This is a genomic window from Microbacterium sp. I2 (genome assembly GCF_051364985.1).
GTDB lineage: Bacteria > Actinomycetota > Actinomycetes > Actinomycetales > Microbacteriaceae > Microbacterium.
This window is the reverse complement of the sequence record NZ_JBLWIH010000018.1, coordinates 63082-79442: the sequence shown is the minus strand read 5'-3', so window position 1 is coordinate 79442 and position 16361 is coordinate 63082. Positions and strand designations below refer to the sequence as shown.

Genomic DNA, 16361 nt, shown 5'->3' with positions numbered 1-16361 from the left:
CGGAGTCTCCGCTCTCTCCGTCGCACCTTACGGTGTACGACTTACTACGTAAGGTAGTGCCCTTCCGAGTCCTTGTCCAGACCCTTTCGCGATGCCTGCCTCGGGTCCGGGCGGCCGACAAGGCGGTACCGTGGACGCGGGAGGTCCGGCATGACGACGCTCGCGACGACGCCGCGCAGAGAGCCGCTCTCGCGCGAACGCGTACTGCGCGAAGCGATCGCGATCGCCGACGAAGGCGGGATCGACGCGCTCACGATGCGCCGGCTCGCCCAGCAGCTGGGCGTCGAGCCCATGTCGATCTACTACCACGTTCGCGGCAAGGACGCCGTCATCACGGGCGCCCTCGACCTCGTCTTCGAAGACGTCGGAGAGCGTGCGGCGCGCGCGACCACTCCCCCGCCGCTGTCGTGGCAGGACCACCTGCGCACCCGGATCCTGGCCGCGCGCGAGGTGCTCCTCGGCCACCCGTGGGTGCCTCGCGCGCTCGAAGCGCGAGGCACGATGACGCCCGCGTTCGCCACGTGGGTCGACACCAACGTCGCGGTCATGCGATCGGGCGGTCTGTCGTGGGACCTCATCCACCACGCGATGCACACGCTCGGCAGCCGCCAGTTCGGGTTCTCGCAGGAGCTCATCCTCGACGACCCGCAAGGCGCCGACGGAGACGTCGACCCCGGGCAGGCCGCTGCGCTCGGCGCCCTCATGCCGAATGTGCAGGCCATGCTCGCGGACGTCGTCCACGAAGACGAGGTCGGCACCCTCGGCTGGTGCGACGACCGCGTGGAGTTCGAGTTCGCGCTCGACATCCTGCTGGAGGGACTCGAGCGTCGCGCACGCGCGGCCGGCTGAGGCATCCGTCGCCCTTAGGATCGTGGGGTGAGCAAACCGCGTCTGTACTCCGGCATGCAGCCCTCCGCCGACTCGCTCCAGATCGGCAACTACATCGGGGCGCTCATGCAGTGGCGCGACCTGCAGCAGTCGTACGACGCGTTCTTCTCCGTGGTGGACCTGCACGCGATCACGGTCGCGCAGGACCCCGAGCACCTGCGCGAGAAGACCCGCCGCACGGCCGCGCAGTACATCGCCGCCGGCATCGAGCCGTCCAAGTCGACGCTGTACGTGCAGTCCCACGTGCGGGCGCACGCCGAGCTGGCATGGATCCTGTCGACCATCACCGGGTTCGGCGAGGCCGGGCGCATGACGCAGTTCAAAGACAAGTCGCAGCGCTACGGGGCCGAAGCCACCTCGGTCGGGCTCTTCACCTACCCGGTGCTGATGGCCGCCGACATCCTGCTGTACCAGACCGACATCGTGCCCGTCGGCGACGACCAGAAGCAGCACGTCGAGCTCACGCGCGACCTCGCCGAGCGCTTCAACAGCCGCTTCGGCAAGACCTTCACGGTTCCGATGCCGGTGATCCAGCAGGAGACCGCCCGCATCTACGACCTGCAGAACCCCACCGCGAAGATGTCGAAGTCGGCCGAGTTGGATGCCGGGGTGCTGTGGCTGCTCGATGACCCGGCCGTGTCGGCGAAGAAGGTCATGCGGGCCGTCACCGACAGCGAGGGTTCGGTGCGGTACGACCGTGAGGCCAAGCCCGGGGTGTCGAACCTGCTCGTGATCTACGCGGCCCTGACGGGCCGCCAGATCCCGTCGATCGAGGACGAGTACGCCGGCCGCGGCTACGGGGACTTCAAGAAGGGCCTTGCCGAGGTCGTGGTCGAGGAGTTCGGCCCGGTCCGCGCCCGCGCTCTCGAGCTGCTCGACGATCCCGCCGAGCTCGACCACGTGCTGGCCCTCAACGCCGCGAAGGCCGACGCCGTCGCCGACCGCACCCTCGCCGACGTCTACGAGAAGGTCGGCCTCCTCCGCCGGGTGTGACCGGCGGCCCCCGGCGCCCCTGCCCCTGCTGCGCCCCGTCGTGTGATTGGCCGTCGAACGGTGTCGCGTACGTCATTCAGTCCGGCCGCGCGCGGTTCGGCCTGTCCCCCGGAAATCCGGCGCACCGCACGGCCCAGTCAGCCGTCCGGACTGAGTTGCGAACGCCGAGCCCTCCTCGCTCGCTGGATACGCGCTACCTCACGGTGCGAGGGCCGTGTACGAGGCCCCGAAGAGCCTCCATCACCGCGTCGGGCCGGTAGAGGATGTCCTCGGCGGTGAGTCGCAGCACGCAATAACCCTGCTTGGCCAATTCGACATCGCGCCGGTAGTCCTTCAGCTGCTGCTGCCAGGAGCTGTGATGCGACCTGCTGTCGCACTCGATGACCAGCCAGCCGTCGGCGACGAGGTCGACGAAGCCGACCGCGTCGAACTTCACCTGAAGGTCGACGTGACACCCCAGGGCCACGAGCATGAGGCGTACGAGGGTCTCTGGACCGGACTGGGCACGACCGTCAATGAACCCGCGCAGGATCTGATGCCGCCTCGGAAGGGCCGCGAACAAAGCCCCGAGCTCCTCCACCTTCAGTAGCCCCTTGTTCAACGCACTGTCGATCGATGCGATGGCATGCCGCGGCGGCTGGCAGCGCACGGCATGGATCAATGCGTCGAGAAGGCTGACGCGTCCGCCCTGCGGCTCGGAGACGAGGGCATGCCAGTGAAGTGTCACCTTCCGTCGCGTGCGGTCGGGGAGTCGCCTACTCGCCGTTTTCGGCGAGCGCATGCGGCTCGCGCCGCGGATCATGTGGACGTGCAAGTCGGGCTTGCTGAACACGAACACCTCCAGCGCGCGCAGGAGGGACAGACAGCCCAGGAAACCTCCGACTCGGACGGCCCTCACGAGGTCCTTGTGCGCGTCAGCGTGAACGTACCGGTTCCGGCGCGCGCGGATCAGTGCGCCGGAACGGACCGCCCCGGTGATGTCCCTGGCTGTCCATCCCGCTTCCATGAGTTCCGACCGGCTCTTCACTTCCACGCTCGCAGTCTCGCTACGGCGCGGTCGCGCCGATCTCGAAGTCGCGCAGTCTGTGGGCAACCCGGTGTGCCGCGAGTTTGGGGAGGAAGCGATGCCGCCCGCGGTCGTTCGCATTTCAGTCCGCAGATGGACCCCAGCCGGGAGGTGGCGCGAGATTCCGCGACTCGCCGACACCGGGCCACGCTCCGAGACTGAGGTACGAACGGACGATGCCGGACCGCCCGAACCGCGGCCGGACGGACGGCATGACCCGCGACCACCCGGACCGCGGCCGGACGAGGCTCGTCGGGTGCCGGACCGGCCGAGTGCCGTTCACAATTCAGTCCGCGCGTGCACGACGGTCGGGGGCCACCGCGTCGATCCGCGGACACGCCGAGACTGGCACGCGGTCGGGACTGAGGTGCGAACAGGAGGGGAGGATACCGTGGTGCGATGGAGCCCGTGACCCTGCGCACCGAGCGGATGGTGCTGTCGCTGCCCACGGTGGACGACGTCGACGCGATCTACGACGCGTGTCAGGATGCCGAGACCCAGCGCTACACGACGGTGCCGTCTCCCTACGAACGGCGTCACGCCGAGGAGTTCGTGCCGAAGGTCGCCGAGGAGTGGAAGAGCGGCGCGCACGTGACGTGGGCGATGCGCGAGGGCGACGTGCTGGCCGGCATGATCGGCCTCTACCGGCTGGACGGCCGCGGCGGTGGGGAACTGGGCTACTGGGTCTCGCCGTGGTCGCGCCGGCGCGGGCTGCTGACCGAGGCCGCGCGTGCCGTCATCGACTGGGGTTTCGACCCCGCGGGAGCGGATCTGCACCGCATCGAGTGGCGCGCCGTCGTCGGCAACGTCGGCTCGGCTCGCGCCGCACGCACGCTGGGCTTCCGCTACGAGGGCATCCTGCGCGAGGCGCTCGTCGGCTCGTCCGGCCGCGACGACGGCTGGATCGCGGCGGTGCTGAGGACGGACGACCGGATGCCGCAGCCCTGGCCCGTGCTCGAAGACTGAGCCGTTCCCGTCCCGCGTGCGTCACGTCGGTGCGGCGTGGCAGGATGAGCGCATGCCCGAGATGCCGGAGGTGCAGGGGCTCGTCGACTTCCTCGGCGAGCGCCTGAAGGGGTTACGCATCACCCGCGTCATGGTCGGCAACATCGCCGCGCTCAAGACGTACGACCCGCCGATCGACGCGCTGAAGGATGCCGAGATCACGGGCGCCTCACGCCATGGCAAGTTCGTCGACCTGTCGACCACCGGGCCGCACCTCATCTTCCACCTCGCGAAGGCCGGGTGGCTGCGGTTCACGGACGAGCTCGCTCCCACCTTGATCAAGCCCGGCAAGACGCCGATCGCGCTGCGCGTCGCACTCAGCGACGGGTCGGGGTTCGATCTCACCGAAGCCGGCACCAAGAAGTCGCTCGCGGTGTACGTCGCGCGCGACCCGGCCGACGTCCCCGGTATCGCGCGGCTCGGGCCGGATCCCCTCGACCCGGGCTTCACGCGCGACACTCTCGCGTCGCTGCTCGAGGGCCGTCGTACCCAGATCAAGGGCGTGCTGCGCGATCAGGCGACGGTCGCCGGCGTGGGCAACGCGTACTCCGACGAGATCCTGCACGCCGCGAAGATGTCGCCCTATGCGCTCGCCTCGAGCCTCACCGCGGAGGACGTCGACCGGCTCTACGCCGCGATGATCCAGACGCTGACGGATGCCGTGACCGAGGCATCCGGCAAGCCTCCCGCTGAGCTCAAAGACGCCAAGCGTCGAGGCATGCAGGTGCACGGACGACGCGGCGAGACCTGCCCGGTGTGCGGGGACGAGGTGCGCAGCGTCTTCTTCGCCGACAACTCGCTGGAGTACTGCCCGACGTGCCAGACCGGCGGCAAGATCCTCGCCGACCGGCGTCTGTCACGGCTGCTCAAGTAGCTCAGTCGTCGGCGGCGCCCATGAGCACCCGGGCGTCGTCGTCGACCCAGTCGAGCGACTTCGACACCGCCTTGCGCCACATGCGGCATCGGCGCTCGCGCTCGTCCTGCGGCATCCGCGGCTCGAAGCGCACGTCCTCCTGCCAGTGCGCCCGCAGCTCGTCGCGGTCGCGCCACACGCCGGTCGCGAGACCGGCGGCGTAGGCGGCGCCCAGCGCCGTCGTCTCGATCACCTTGGGTCGCACGACGGGGATGCCGAGGATGTCGGCCTGGAACTGCATCAGCAGGTCGTCGCGTGTCATCCCGCCGTCGACGCGGAGTTCGTCGAGTCCGCGACCGATGTCGGCGATGACGGCGTCGATGACGTCGCGCGTCTGGAACGCGGTGGATTCCAGGGCGGCCCGGGCGATGTGGGCCTTGTTGACGTACCTCGTCAGGCCGACGAGGGCTCCACGCGCGTCGGGGCGCCAGTACGGCGCGAACAGGCCCGAGAAAGCGGGCACGAAGTAGGCGCCGCCGTTGTCGTCGACGCTCGCCGCGAGCGTCTCGACGTCTTCGGACCGCTGGATGATGCCGAGGTTGTCGCGCAGCCACTGCACGAGCGATCCGGTCACGGCGATCGAGCCCTCCAGCGCGTAGCGTGCGGGCTCGTCGCCGCACCGGTAGGCGACCGTCGTGATGAGCCCGCTCCCGGACTGCACGACGTCGGTTCCGGTGTTGACCAGGAGGAAGTTGCCCGTGCCGTAGGTGTTCTTCGATTCGCCGGCGTCGAACGCCGCCTGCCCGAAGGTGGCCGCCTGCTGATCTCCGAGGATGCCGGCGATCGGCACGCCGTCGAGCACGGACGGCAGCTGCGAGTGGCCCATCACCTCGGACGACGAGCGGATCTGGGGCATCATCGCACGCGGGATGCCCCACACCTCGAGCAGGTCGTCCGCCCAGTCCAGGGTGCGCAGGTCCATCAGCAGTGTGCGAGACGCGTTGGTGACGTCGGTGACGTGGATGCCGCCGCGCGCGCCCCCGGTCAGGTTCCAGACCACCCACGTGTCGGGCGTGCCGAAGAGCAGCTCCCCCGCTTCGGCGGCCGCCCGCGCGCCGTGCACGTGCTCGAGGATCCACGCGACCTTCGATGCCGAGAAGTAGGTCGCGAGCGGCAGTCCGGTCACCTGTGCGAACCGGTCGGCGCCGCCGTCCTGCGCGAGCCGGTCGATGTGCGGCTGCGTGCGCGTGTCCTGCCAGACGAGTGCGTTCGAGATGGGGCGCCCGGTGCGCTTCTCCCACACGATCGCCGTCTCGCGCTGGTTCGTCACGCCGATGGCGGCGACATCGGATGCCGTCACCCGCGCGCGCGACAGGCACGAGGCGATCACCCACTCCGTGTTGGTCCAGATCTCGACGGGATCGTGCTCGACCCAGCCGGCGCGAGGGAAGATCTGTTCATGCTCGCGCTGGGCGACCGACATGATCGCTCCCGTCGCGTCGAACACGATGGCCCGCGTCGAGGTGGTTCCCTGGTCGATGGCGAGGACGTGGTCGGGCACGCTCACCTCCTTCCTCACGGGCGACGTCGCCCGTTGTTCGGCACGGCTACGGCCGGCGCGTGCGGTCAGGCTATCGCGAGGACGCCTCGGCCCAATCCGGGTCTGCCGCGTGGACGTGGATCATCGCGCGTTCCACCTCCGCCGTCACGCGGGCATCGTCCCACCCGAGGACGGGCGCGATCGCCTCGGCGGCCTCGCGCGCGGCCGCGGGGGTGGCTCCCCCGGTGAACGCGATGCTGGTGCGCCTCAGGAGCACGTCCTCGAGGTGGCGGACATCCTCGGTCGCGGCGAGGTGCCGAAGCTCGCCCGAGCTGTACCCGGGAGCATGAGCGAGCGGTGCGTCGTCGGGGTCGGCTGCGATCCCGTCGGCCACCGCCGCTGCGACGGTTCCGTATCGGTCCAGGAGCGCCGCGACCCGCGCGGGTGCCAGATCGACCGCGTGCAGCGCGATCCACTGCTGCCGGGCGCGCTCGGTGATCGGGAAGTCGCGGCCACCCCCGATCGGCACGCCTTTCGTGGACCGTCGGCGCGGATGCGCCAGCAGTCCCAGCGCGCGATCGGCGAGGTGTTCGGCGGACGCACGGAAGGTGGTCCACTTGCCGCCGACCAGGCTCAGCACCGTGGCGCGGGATGCCGCGGCGCCACCTGCCAGCGGCGCGGACTCGATGCGGTAGTCCCGCGAGACGAATCCCGGGGCGAGGTCGCCGTGCCCGGGGAGCGGACGCACACCCGAGAAGCGGTACACGATGTCGGAGCGGTCGACGTGGACCGCGGGGAGGACCTGGCCGATGAGGTCGATGAAGTAGTCCACCTCGGCGTCGGTGCACACGACGGGATCCGCCAAGTCGTGCTCGAGGTCGGTCGTGCCGACGAGCACGCGTCCCTTCAGGGGGTAGATCAGGACGATCCGCCCGTCCTTGTTCTCGAAGAAGAGCTCGCGGCCCCCGGTCGCCGCCAGCAGGTCCGGATGATCCAGCACGATGTGCGAGCCCTTGGTGCCTCCCATATACCGGGTGGCCTCGCCGAGCGCGATGTTGGTCAGATCGGTCCACGGGCCGGAGGCGTTGACGATGACGGATGCTGTGAACAGCGTCTCCGCGCCGGTCTCGGCATCCTGCAGCACGACGCGCCCCTCTCGCGTGCCGACCGCCGCCGTGTAGTTGGCGGCCCTGGCCCGATCGCCCCCGGCCGCACGGCCGTCGCGGAGCACATCCAATGCAAGACGCTCCGGATCGTGCAGAGACGCGTCCCAGTAGGTCGCGGTGTACTTCACAGCCGGGTTGAGATCGGGCAGCTGCCGCAGCGATCGCTTGTGCCCGTGCACGGTATGGCGGGGCACCGTGCCCTTGCCGAACAGACCGCCGCCGCGCGAGAACGAGTCGTAGATCACGAGTCCGATCTTGATGAGCGCGGCGCCGCGCTCGCGCGGCTTGCCCGCGCCGTGCCGGAGGAAGCGCAGCGGTGCCGCCAGTACGCCCGAGAACGTCGAGAAGATCGGGATCGTGGTCTGCAGCGGCCGCACATAATGGGGCGCGGTGCGCAGCAGCCCGTTGCGCTCGGTGACCGCTTCGTGCACCAGGCGGAACTCGCCGTTCTCGAGGTAGCGGATCCCGCCGTGGATCATGTGGGACGACGCCGCAGACGCCCCGCTGACGAAGTCCGCCTGCTCGGCCAGGGCGACATCGACGCCCTGCATCGCGAGGTCGCGGAAGGTCGCGAGGCCGTTGATGCCGCCGCCCAGGATCAGCACGTCCGCGTACGGGCGCGCCGCGAGCTGATCGAAACCCGTGGTCACTGCCGTGCTCATCGTCTCACCGTCCCCGGGTTCCAGGCTACGTGGCCGGACCGACAACGGCTCGCGCGCACGCCGGGCAGCGCTGGCCTTCACCGGGCCTGAATGCATTCGCCGACATGGAATGAATCGCTGGTCCCCGCGTTGACTAGACTCGAGAGCATCAACGTGCTCCGGGGTCGGTGAGAATCCGAACCGGCGGTGACAGTCCGCGAGCCGAGGCTCAGCATCCGATTCGGATGCCGCCCCGGCCGATCCGGTGGAATTCCGGGACCGACGGTGATGCGACAGAGGTCCGAAAGCGGGGCCAGTCGCTAGTCCGGATGGGAGGCAGCACGGGTGGCGCCACGCGCGCCGCCGCTTCCCGTGCCCCGGAGCGCCCGGAACTGTGAATCGCGGAATGTGGATTCACAGCATGGCGAAACGAGGAACGGGATGGCGAGCGCAGCAGAACGCGACGCGATGCGCCGTGCGCTCACGATCGCCGGGCAAGGCCCGCGAGGCGTGAATCCGCAGGTGGGGGCCGTGATCCTCGCGGCCGACGGCACCGTCCTGTCCGAGGGATGGCACCGCGGGGCCGGCACGCCGCATGCCGAGGTCGACGCTCTCTCGCGCCTCGCGCCGGGCGACGCCCGGGGAGCCACCGCGGTGGTCACCCTCGAGCCCTGCAACCACACCGGGCGGACCGGCCCGTGCTCCGAGGCGCTCATCGCCGCCGGGATCGCCCGCGTCGTGTACTCCGTCGCCGATCCGGGGGCGCGGTCATCCGGCGGCGGCGCAAGGCTGCGCGAGGCCGGCGTCGACGTCGAGGCGGGACTTCTCCTCGAGGCGGGTCACGCGCTGCTGGAGTCCTGGCTGGCGGTGCAGAGCCTCGGCCGCCCGCACGTCACGGTCAAGTGGGCGCAGAGTCTGGACGGCCGGGCCGCGGCATCCGACGGCACCAGCAAGTGGATCACCGGCCCCGCTGCGCGCAACGACGTCCACCGCCGGCGCGCCGAGTCCGACGTGATCATCGTCGGCACCGGCACCGTGCTCGCCGACGATCCCGCGCTCACCGCACGTGCCGACGACGGAACGCTGCTGCCCCAGCAGCCGCTGCCGGTCGTGCTGGGCTCACGGCCGGTGCCGGACGACGCTGCTCTGCACCGGCATCCCCACCGCTTCCTGCAGTACTCCGGCGATCTGATGGCGGTGCTCGACGACCTGCGGATGCGCGGCGCCCACCGCGTCTTCGTCGAAGGCGGCCCTGCCGTCGCCGCGTCGTTCGTGCGCGAGGGGCTCGCCGACGAACTGCTCGTCTACGTCGCACCGGTGCTGCTCGGCGGCGACATGCTCGCGCTGCGCGACATCGGTGTCGACACGATCGCACACGCCCGCCGCCTCTCGGTTGCGGGTGTCCACACTCTCGGCGATGACCTTCTCGTCATCGCCAGCCCTGCGTCGGAAGGAGACGCCTGATGTTCACCGGAATCGTCGAAGAGATCGGCCGCATCACCGCCGTCGAGCCGTCGGGTGACGGCGTGCGCGTGACCGTCGAGGGACCGAAGGCGGTGTCGGATGCCGCGCACGGCGACTCGATCTCGGTCAGCGGCGTGTGCCTCACCGTCGTCGACCAGGGCGCGGACTGGTTCACCGCCGACGTCATGAAGCAGACCCTCGACATGTCCACGCTGGCAGGTGTCGCCCCGGGCCGCGCGGTCAACCTCGAGCGCGCGACCGCCGCTCACGGACGCCTCGGCGGTCACATCGTGCAGGGCCACATCGACGGCACCGGCGAGCTGCTCGAAGTTCGTCCGGGCGCGCAGTGGCGGGTGCTGCGGATCGGCCTGCCGCACGAGCTCGCGCCGCTCGTCGTCGACAAGGGATCGATCGCGGTGGACGGAGTGTCGCTGACGGTCAGCGCCGCCAGCCCCGCCCCCGCGCCGGGCACGGCGGCGACCGACGGCGCATGGTTCGAGGTGTCGCTCATCCCCGAGACCCTGACCGCCACGACACTCGGCGCTCTCGAGCCGGGCGACCGCGTGAACCTTGAGACCGACATCCTGGCGCGTCATGTGCAGCGCTTGCTGTCTTTTGCGGCTCCGGACGCACCCGCGCTCCGCGAGGCCGCCTTCGCCCCCGCCGCTCCGGCAGCGCCGGCCCCGCATGCGGCTGCCGCCGCACCGACGGAAGGAGGCTCGGAATGAGCCTTGCCACGATCCCTGAGGCGCTGGATGCCCTGCGCGCGGGAAAGCCCGTCATCGTCGCCGACGATGAGGATCGCGAGAACGAGGGCGACGTCGTGCTGTCGGCACAGCTGGCGACGCCCGAGTGGGTCGCGTGGACGGTCCGCTGGACCAGCGGGTTCCTGTGCGCGCCCATGCCCGCCGACTGGGCGGACCGCCTGGATCTTCCCCCCATGGTCGAGAACAACGAGGATGCCCGGGGCACCGCCTACACGGTGAGCGTCGACGCGGCCGACCGCCAGTCGACCGGCATCAGCGCCTCGGATCGTGCGCACACGCTCAACGTGCTGGCCGACCCCGAGTCCACGCCGGCCAGCGTCATCCGGCCCGGCCACATCCTGCCACTGCGAGCGGTGGACGGCGGCGTGCGCGAGCGCGCCGGCCACACCGAGGCCGCGGTCGAGCTGACCCGGCTCGCGGGGCTTGCGCCGGTCGGCGTCATCGGCGAGGTCGTGGCCGATGACGGCAGCATGATGCGGCTGCCCGGACTGCAAGAGCTCGGCGCCCAGTACGGCATCCCTGTCATCACGATCGAGCAGCTGATCGCCTACCTCGACGAGCATGAGCCGTGCGATCCCGCGGTGCGCAGCGCCCACAAGCGCCGGGTGAGCCTGCGGGCCGAGGCCCGTGTGCCCACCGGCCACGGCGAGTTCCGCTTCCTCGCTTACAAGGACCGCGTCACCGGCACGGACCACATCGCCGTCGTATCGGGAGAGCTGGGCGACGCACCGCTGGTGCGCGTGCACTCCGAGTGCCTGACGGGCGAGGCGTTCGGTTCGCTCAAGTGCGAATGCGGCCCGCAACTGGACGCCGCGCTGGACGCCATCGAGCAGGACGGCGGCGTCGTTGTCTACATGCGCGGGCACGAGGGTCGCGGCATCGGGCTCATCAACAAGCTGCGCGCCTACTCGCTGCAGGAGCGCGGCCTCGACACCGTCGATGCCAACCTCGCTCTCGGCCTGCCGGCCGATGCCCGCGACTACGCTGCGGCAGCGGGCATCCTGGCCGATCTCGGCATCGAGCGGGTTCGTCTGCTGACCAACAACTCCGACAAGGTCTCGCAGCTGCGCGCGCTGGGTCTTGACATCGTCGAGCAGGTTCCCCTTCTCGTGGGCGTCGGACCGAACAACCACCAGTACCTGGCGACCAAGCGCGACCGGATGGGTCACCTGATCGCCGAAGAGGATCTCGCCGACGCCCTCGCGCTCATGCACGAGACCGCCGAGCGGCAAGGGTCAGACGAGCAGCGCGAAGGAGCAGCACAGTGAGCGGCAAGGGCGCACCCGAGGCCACCGGCCAGATCGATGCCACGGGACTGGACGTCGTCGTGGTCGCGGGCATGTGGCATGACGTCATCACCGACGGACTCATCGCGGGTGCGCAGCGCGCCCTCGACGCGGCGGGGGCGTCGTGGCGCCTCGTTCGCGTGCCCGGGTCGTTCGAGCTGCCGGTGGTGGCGAAGACGGCGCTCGATCAGGGCGCCGATGCCGTCGTGGCACTCGGCGTGATCATCCGCGGCGGCACCCCGCACTTCGAGTTCGTCTCGAACGCGGCGACCGACGGCCTCACGCGCGTCGCGATCGACACAGGCAAGCCGGTCGGCTTCGGTGTGCTCACCCTCGACGACGAAGCCCAGGGCATCGCGCGTGCGGGACTGCCCGGCTCGGAGGAGGACAAGGGCTTCGAGGCGGCGGATGCTGCGATGCGCACGGCGCTGATCCTCCGGGGCCTGCGCGCCTGACGCTGCGGACCCGGCCCGCGGTGAGGTCGGCCTTCCTGGCGCCCGCCCGCCGATGGGTCTAGCTTGACGACCATGGAAACCCTGCGTCACATCGTCGTGCTCATCCACCTCGTCGGGTTCGCAGTGCTCTTCGGAGCCTGGGTCGTCGAGGCCGTCGGCGGCAAGCGCCAGATCACGCGCCTGATGAACTGGGGCCTGGCCATCGCCGGTCTCGCAGGCCTCATCCTCGCCGCCCCGTGGGGCATCGAGGGCGAGCTCAACTACATCAAGATCGGCGTGAAGCTGGTCATCCTCGTCATCATCGGCGCGCTGCTCGGGATCGGCGCCGGTCGCCAGCGCAAGACCGGTTCGGTCCCTCCCGCGCTGTTCTGGTCGATCGGCGTGCTGACGCTCGCCAATGCCGCGATCGCGCTGCTCTGGCGCTGACGCGCGACTTCACGCAACGAGGGGATGCCGTAGGCCGAGGTCTGCGGCATCCCCTCGTCGCGAGGTTCGAGGCAGGCTCGCGCGACTAGGATTGATCCTCGTGCCTGGATGATCCCGTCCCCGCACACGGTGACCCAGTGCAGTGCCGCCTGACGCGTCACCACGCGGCGAGCGGATGCCCACCGGCCCGTCCCACCAGGACGCCCCGCTCGCGACAATCAGGTTCTTCATGACTTCCCCCACCGCCACCACCGCCGCGGCCCCCGCCAATCCCCGCTCCCGCGTCATCACCGCGAGCCTCATCGGCACGACGATCGAGTTCTACGACTTCTACGTCTACGCGACCGCCGCGGTGCTCGTCTTCCCGATCCTCTTCTTCCCCACCGGCAACGACACGACGGCCCTGCTGGCCTCGTTCGGCGTCTTCGGAGCCGCCATGATCGCGCGGCCGCTCGGCGCGATCGTGTTCGGCCACTTCGGCGACCGGTTCGGCCGCAAGGCGACCCTCGTGGCGTCGCTGCTCACGATGGGAATCGCGACGTTCCTCATCGGCTGCCTTCCCACGTACAACGACATCGGCTGGTGGGCGGCGTTCCTGCTGCTCGTGCTGCGGCTCGCCCAGGGCTTCGCGCTGGGCGGCGAGTGGTCAGGCGCGGCACTCGTGGCCACCGAGAACGCCCCGAAGGGGAAGCGCGCGTGGTACGGCACGTTCCCTCAGCTCGGCGCGCCGCTCGGCTTCATCATCGCCAACTCGGTCTTCCTCGGGATCAACTTCCTGCTCCCCCACCCCGAAGGCGCCGGGCAGCGCTCGGCCGACTTCCTGGCGTGGGGATGGCGCGTGCCGTTCCTGTTCTCCGCCGTCATGGTCATCATCGGCCTCTGGGTGCGCCTGCGGCTCGTCGAATCCGAGACGTTCGTCAAGGCGGAGCAGAAGGGCGCGATCCGCAAGTTCCCGCTGGGCACCGTCGTTCGCCACCACTGGTGGCACCTGATCCTCGGCACGTTCATCATGCTGGCGACATACGTGCTGTTCTACCTCATGACGAACTTCACGCTGTCGTACGGCACCAAGGCGGCCGACCTCGACACCGCGTCGGCAGCGGCGCAGGCGGCCGCAGAGGCAGCGGGTGAGTCGTTCGATCCGGCGGCGTTCGCGGCGCAGTTCTATCCGGGGCTGGGCTTCGGCTACACCGACTTCGTGCTGATGCAGATCATCGGGGTCGTGTTCTTCGGCATCTTCACCCTGCTGTCGGGGCCGATCGCCGACGCGATCGGCCGGCGGCGGCTGCTGCTGTGGGTGACGGCGCTGATCGTGGTGTTCGGCTTCACGTTCAACCTGTTCCTGCTCCCCCACGTCGATCCCAAGTTCACCGGCGCCCTCGTGCAGGCCTTCCTCATCTTCGGGTTCATGCTGATGGGGGCGACGTTCGGTCCGATGGGTGCGGTGCTGCCCGAGCTGTTCCCGACGAACGTGCGCTACTCCGGCTCGGCGATCTCGTACAACCTGTCGTCGATCCTGGGCGCCGCGCTCGCGCCGATCGTGGCCGTCTGGCTGTGGGCCGCGGCCGGCGGCAGCCCGTGGCTGGTCGGCATCTACCTGTCGGCGATGGGCGTGCTGACCTTCATCGCGCTGCTTCTGTCGCCCGAGACGAAGGACGTCGACTACGACGCCGAACTCGGCGTGGGGGCGACCGGGTCTCTCTGACACGACGAAGATGCGAGGACGGATGCCGCGGGCCCATGCCCGCGGCATCCGTTCAGGCACGTGCTTCGTGCCGCACCGGCTTGGTGTGCGCGGGCGCATCGGAGGTCTCGACGAACTCGCAGCGGAATTCTCCGTCGTAGCCGAAGAGCAGGCCGAAGACCCGGCTGCGCACGCGCAGGCTGATGCGGAAGACCTGTGCCTCATCGTCATAGCTCTCGCGCAACTCGGCGCGTCCGCTGAAGAGCATCGGGAACCGGAACGCCAGCGGGCCCTCGTAGAAGCGCTGCGCGCCCGAGACCAGCAGCAGGCTTCCGTCGGGCTCGGCCGAGAGCTCGAGGTCGACGGCGAGGTGCTGATGCGTGCCGAGGTAGTCGACGATGCGCTGCCGCTCGGCATCGAGGATCATCGTGGCGTCGAAGCGGCGCCGGGCTCGCGGCATCCGGAACTCTCTCACGAACGTGACCGTCTCGCGACCGTAGGGGTCGCGGTACGGGTAGTTCTCGATCGTGAACGGGACGTCGAGCCCGACCTCCGGGACGAGGATGCTGCGGAAGCGGCCGATCTGCAGGAACGGGATCGTCCACCACGGTCCGCGCACGATGCGGCTCATGGTGCCGCGGCCGATGCACGCGTAGCCGCCCGCGAGCCCGACGCCGAAGCGGCGCTGCAGCATCGGGTGGAGCCGCGCGAAGTCCTGCCCCATCGCCGTCGCGAACATCGAGCCTGCCGGCGCGACGGCGCGGGCTCGTGCGGGTGCGTCGATGCTCATGGCCGGACCAGCTGTCGCAGTGTCTCCGGGGCGTCCTCCATCACGCGTCGGTGCGGGGGTCGGCGAGTGGTGCGCGCGGCGCGCGGCCGCTCGCGCCGCCAGGGAGCGAGCGCCGAGCCGAGCGGCCATCGCTCTGGCGGAACATCCGTCTCGGCCCAGATGCGCAGCCGGTCGAAGCTCCACGCGGTGAGCCATCCGATCAGCGGTCGCACCAGCAGACGGTCGAGCGCGCGACCCCACGCGGGCTCGTAGTCGTAGCCCGTGGAGAAGACGACGTGGTCGCCGTCGGGTCGATAGCGCCAGTACCCGCGCCCGGGGCCGAGCGGAGAGAGCCGGTCGCGGGTGTCGAAGCGGAGCGCCGAGGTGCGGGTGCCGTCCGCACGCGAGCGCTCGCCGATCGTGGTGCCGAGTCCCGCGATGGTGTGCCCCGGAATCCGGCGCTCATAGGCGAATCGGATGCCTCCACCGGGCAGTTCCTCGATCGGAGCGATGCTGCTGAATCGGGCATCCCAGCGCGCGTGCTCGGCAGGGTCCTGCGTCAGCTCCCACACGCGCTCGAGCGACGCGCGGATGCGGATGCTCACGAAGACCGGCGGGAGGTCGGCGGTCATGCCCGCACCTCGGCGATCAGATCGAGCAGTTCCCGCAGCGGGCGCCTCAGGATCCGCGCGCGCACGAGAGGCAGCGACAGCGTCAGCAGACGGAGTCCCCGATCGAGGAGACGCTGCGTGCGCTCCTGGTCCGGCGAGGAGTCGTACACCCAGAACAGCGCGAGAAGCAGATGCCCGAGCATCAGGGCTGCCGGAAGATCCTCGTCGAACTCCGCCGGCAGCCGGTCCTTCGCGCCGGCCACGGCGTCGCGGAAGAGTCCGACGATGATGTCACGGGATTCCGAGGAGTCGGCCGACAGCGGGTTCAGCGACGACCGCGGCGACACCGCGGCCGAAAGGAACTCCGGCGCGAACCGGTGGTACGGCGCGAGCTGTGCGAGCCCGGTGCGGTAGACGACCCCGAGCCGCTCGACGAGCCCGTCGGTCCCGGCGAGCAGCGGAAGCGCGGCCGTTCGGTGCGCCTCCTGCACGTCGAGGTACAGCTCCTGCACGAGGTCGTTCTTCGAGGCGAAGTGGTAGTTGGTCGTGCCGACCGAGACCCCCGCCTCCTGGGCGATGAGCCGGATCGTCGTCTGGTCGTACCCGCGCTCGCGGAACGACCGCAGGGCGACGTCGCGGATCAGTGACCGGGTGCGCTCACTCTTCGTCAGCGTGGCGCCGTCAGAACTGGACATGTTCAGAAGCTAGCGTGCTTTCTGAACATGTTCAATACCGAGCATGGAAACG

The 16361-nt window shown here is 70.0% G+C and carries 16 protein-coding genes and 1 riboswitch; of the genes, 10 read left to right on the top strand and 6 right to left on the bottom strand.

Annotated features, from left to right (window positions below):
• Positions 1 to 150 precede the first annotated feature (150 nt).
• Both ACLKM7_RS13565 and trpS read left to right on the top strand, forming a co-directional pair.
• Complete coding sequence (locus ACLKM7_RS13565) at positions 151 to 849, top strand: TetR/AcrR family transcriptional regulator C-terminal domain-containing protein (protein WP_436447689.1); 699 nt, start codon at positions 151 to 153, stop codon at positions 847 to 849.
• A 27-nt stretch (positions 850 to 876) separates the two neighbouring features.
• A complete protein-coding gene (gene trpS, locus ACLKM7_RS13560; protein ID WP_436447688.1) occupies positions 877 to 1881 on the top strand; it encodes a tryptophan--tRNA ligase in 1005 nt (334 codons plus the stop codon).
• 193 nt (positions 1882 to 2074) lie between these two features.
• On the opposite strand, the gene ACLKM7_RS13555 is transcribed toward trpS, so the two are convergent.
• On the bottom strand, positions 2075 to 3028 hold the full coding sequence (locus ACLKM7_RS13555) for an endonuclease domain-containing protein (RefSeq protein WP_436447687.1): 954 nt from the start codon (positions 3026 to 3028) through the stop codon (positions 2075 to 2077).
• Between the two features lie 318 nt (positions 3029 to 3346).
• On the opposite strand from ACLKM7_RS13555, the gene ACLKM7_RS13550 reads away from it, so the two are divergent.
• Together ACLKM7_RS13550 and ACLKM7_RS13545 are read left to right on the top strand one after the other, a co-directional pair.
• Complete coding sequence (locus tag ACLKM7_RS13550; RefSeq protein WP_436447686.1) at positions 3347 to 3913, top strand: GNAT family N-acetyltransferase; 567 nt, start codon at positions 3347 to 3349, stop codon at positions 3911 to 3913.
• Between the two features lie 52 nt (positions 3914 to 3965).
• The gene (locus tag ACLKM7_RS13545; RefSeq protein ID WP_436447685.1) at positions 3966 to 4826 is read left to right on the top strand and encodes an Fpg/Nei family DNA glycosylase; all 861 of its coding nucleotides are present in this window, start codon (positions 3966 to 3968) and stop codon (positions 4824 to 4826) included.
• A 1-nt stretch (position 4827) separates the two neighbouring features.
• Here ACLKM7_RS13545 and glpK read toward each other — a convergent pair whose 3' ends face one another.
• Together glpK and ACLKM7_RS13535 are read right to left on the bottom strand one after the other, a co-directional pair.
• Complete coding sequence (glpK, locus tag ACLKM7_RS13540) at positions 4828 to 6366, bottom strand: glycerol kinase GlpK (RefSeq protein WP_436447684.1); 1539 nt, start codon at positions 6364 to 6366, stop codon at positions 4828 to 4830.
• 70 nt (positions 6367 to 6436) lie between these two features.
• On the bottom strand, positions 6437 to 8173 hold the full coding sequence (locus tag ACLKM7_RS13535) for a glycerol-3-phosphate dehydrogenase/oxidase (protein WP_436447683.1): 1737 nt from the start codon (positions 8171 to 8173) through the stop codon (positions 6437 to 6439).
• Positions 8174 to 8323: 150 nt separating this feature from the next.
• Positions 8324 to 8498, top strand: a riboswitch (FMN riboswitch).
• A gap of 95 nt (positions 8499 to 8593) precedes the next feature.
• Between ACLKM7_RS13535 and ribD the strand changes: the two genes are divergently transcribed.
• From ribD to ACLKM7_RS13505, 6 genes are all read left to right on the top strand, one after another.
• Positions 8594 to 9616, top strand: coding sequence for a bifunctional diaminohydroxyphosphoribosylaminopyrimidine deaminase/5-amino-6-(5-phosphoribosylamino)uracil reductase RibD (gene ribD / locus ACLKM7_RS13530; RefSeq protein WP_436447682.1), 1023 nt, complete (start codon positions 8594 to 8596; stop codon positions 9614 to 9616).
• A complete protein-coding gene (locus tag ACLKM7_RS13525; protein WP_436447681.1) occupies positions 9616 to 10344 on the top strand; it encodes a riboflavin synthase in 729 nt (242 codons plus the stop codon). Before ribD ends, ACLKM7_RS13525 begins: the two co-directional genes overlap by 1 nt.
• Complete coding sequence (gene ribA / locus ACLKM7_RS13520; RefSeq protein WP_436447680.1) at positions 10341 to 11651, top strand: GTP cyclohydrolase II; 1311 nt, start codon at positions 10341 to 10343, stop codon at positions 11649 to 11651. Before ACLKM7_RS13525 ends, ribA begins: the two co-directional genes overlap by 4 nt.
• Positions 11648 to 12124, top strand: coding sequence for a 6,7-dimethyl-8-ribityllumazine synthase (ribH, locus tag ACLKM7_RS13515; RefSeq protein ID WP_436447679.1), 477 nt, complete (start codon positions 11648 to 11650; stop codon positions 12122 to 12124). The genes ribA and ribH overlap by 4 nt, the downstream gene beginning before the upstream one ends.
• Before the next feature lie 72 nt (positions 12125 to 12196).
• Positions 12197 to 12550 carry a Fe-S protein gene (locus ACLKM7_RS13510; protein WP_436447678.1) on the top strand — a complete coding sequence of 118 codons (354 nt, stop codon included), beginning with the start codon at positions 12197 to 12199 and terminating at the stop codon, positions 12548 to 12550.
• 229 nt (positions 12551 to 12779) lie between these two features.
• Complete coding sequence (locus tag ACLKM7_RS13505) at positions 12780 to 14255, top strand: MFS transporter (protein ID WP_436447677.1); 1476 nt, start codon at positions 12780 to 12782, stop codon at positions 14253 to 14255.
• 52 nt (positions 14256 to 14307) lie between these two features.
• On the opposite strand, the gene ACLKM7_RS13500 is transcribed toward ACLKM7_RS13505, so the two are convergent.
• Genes ACLKM7_RS13500 through ACLKM7_RS13490 form a run of 3 tightly spaced genes read right to left on the bottom strand, consistent with a single transcriptional unit; the run spans position 14308 to position 16309 of the window.
• Positions 14308 to 15024 carry a DUF4166 domain-containing protein gene (locus ACLKM7_RS13500; protein ID WP_436447676.1) on the bottom strand — a complete coding sequence of 239 codons (717 nt, stop codon included), beginning with the start codon at positions 15022 to 15024 and terminating at the stop codon, positions 14308 to 14310.
• Positions 15021 to 15635, bottom strand: a complete 615-nt coding sequence (locus ACLKM7_RS13495) for an SRPBCC family protein (RefSeq protein ID WP_436447675.1) — start codon at positions 15633 to 15635, stop codon at positions 15021 to 15023. The genes ACLKM7_RS13500 and ACLKM7_RS13495 overlap by 4 nt, the downstream gene beginning before the upstream one ends.
• The gene (locus ACLKM7_RS13490) at positions 15632 to 16309 is read right to left on the bottom strand and encodes a TetR/AcrR family transcriptional regulator (RefSeq protein WP_436447674.1); all 678 of its coding nucleotides are present in this window, start codon (positions 16307 to 16309) and stop codon (positions 15632 to 15634) included. Before ACLKM7_RS13490 ends, ACLKM7_RS13495 begins: the two co-directional genes overlap by 4 nt.
• Between the last annotated feature and the right edge of the window lie 52 nt (positions 16310 to 16361).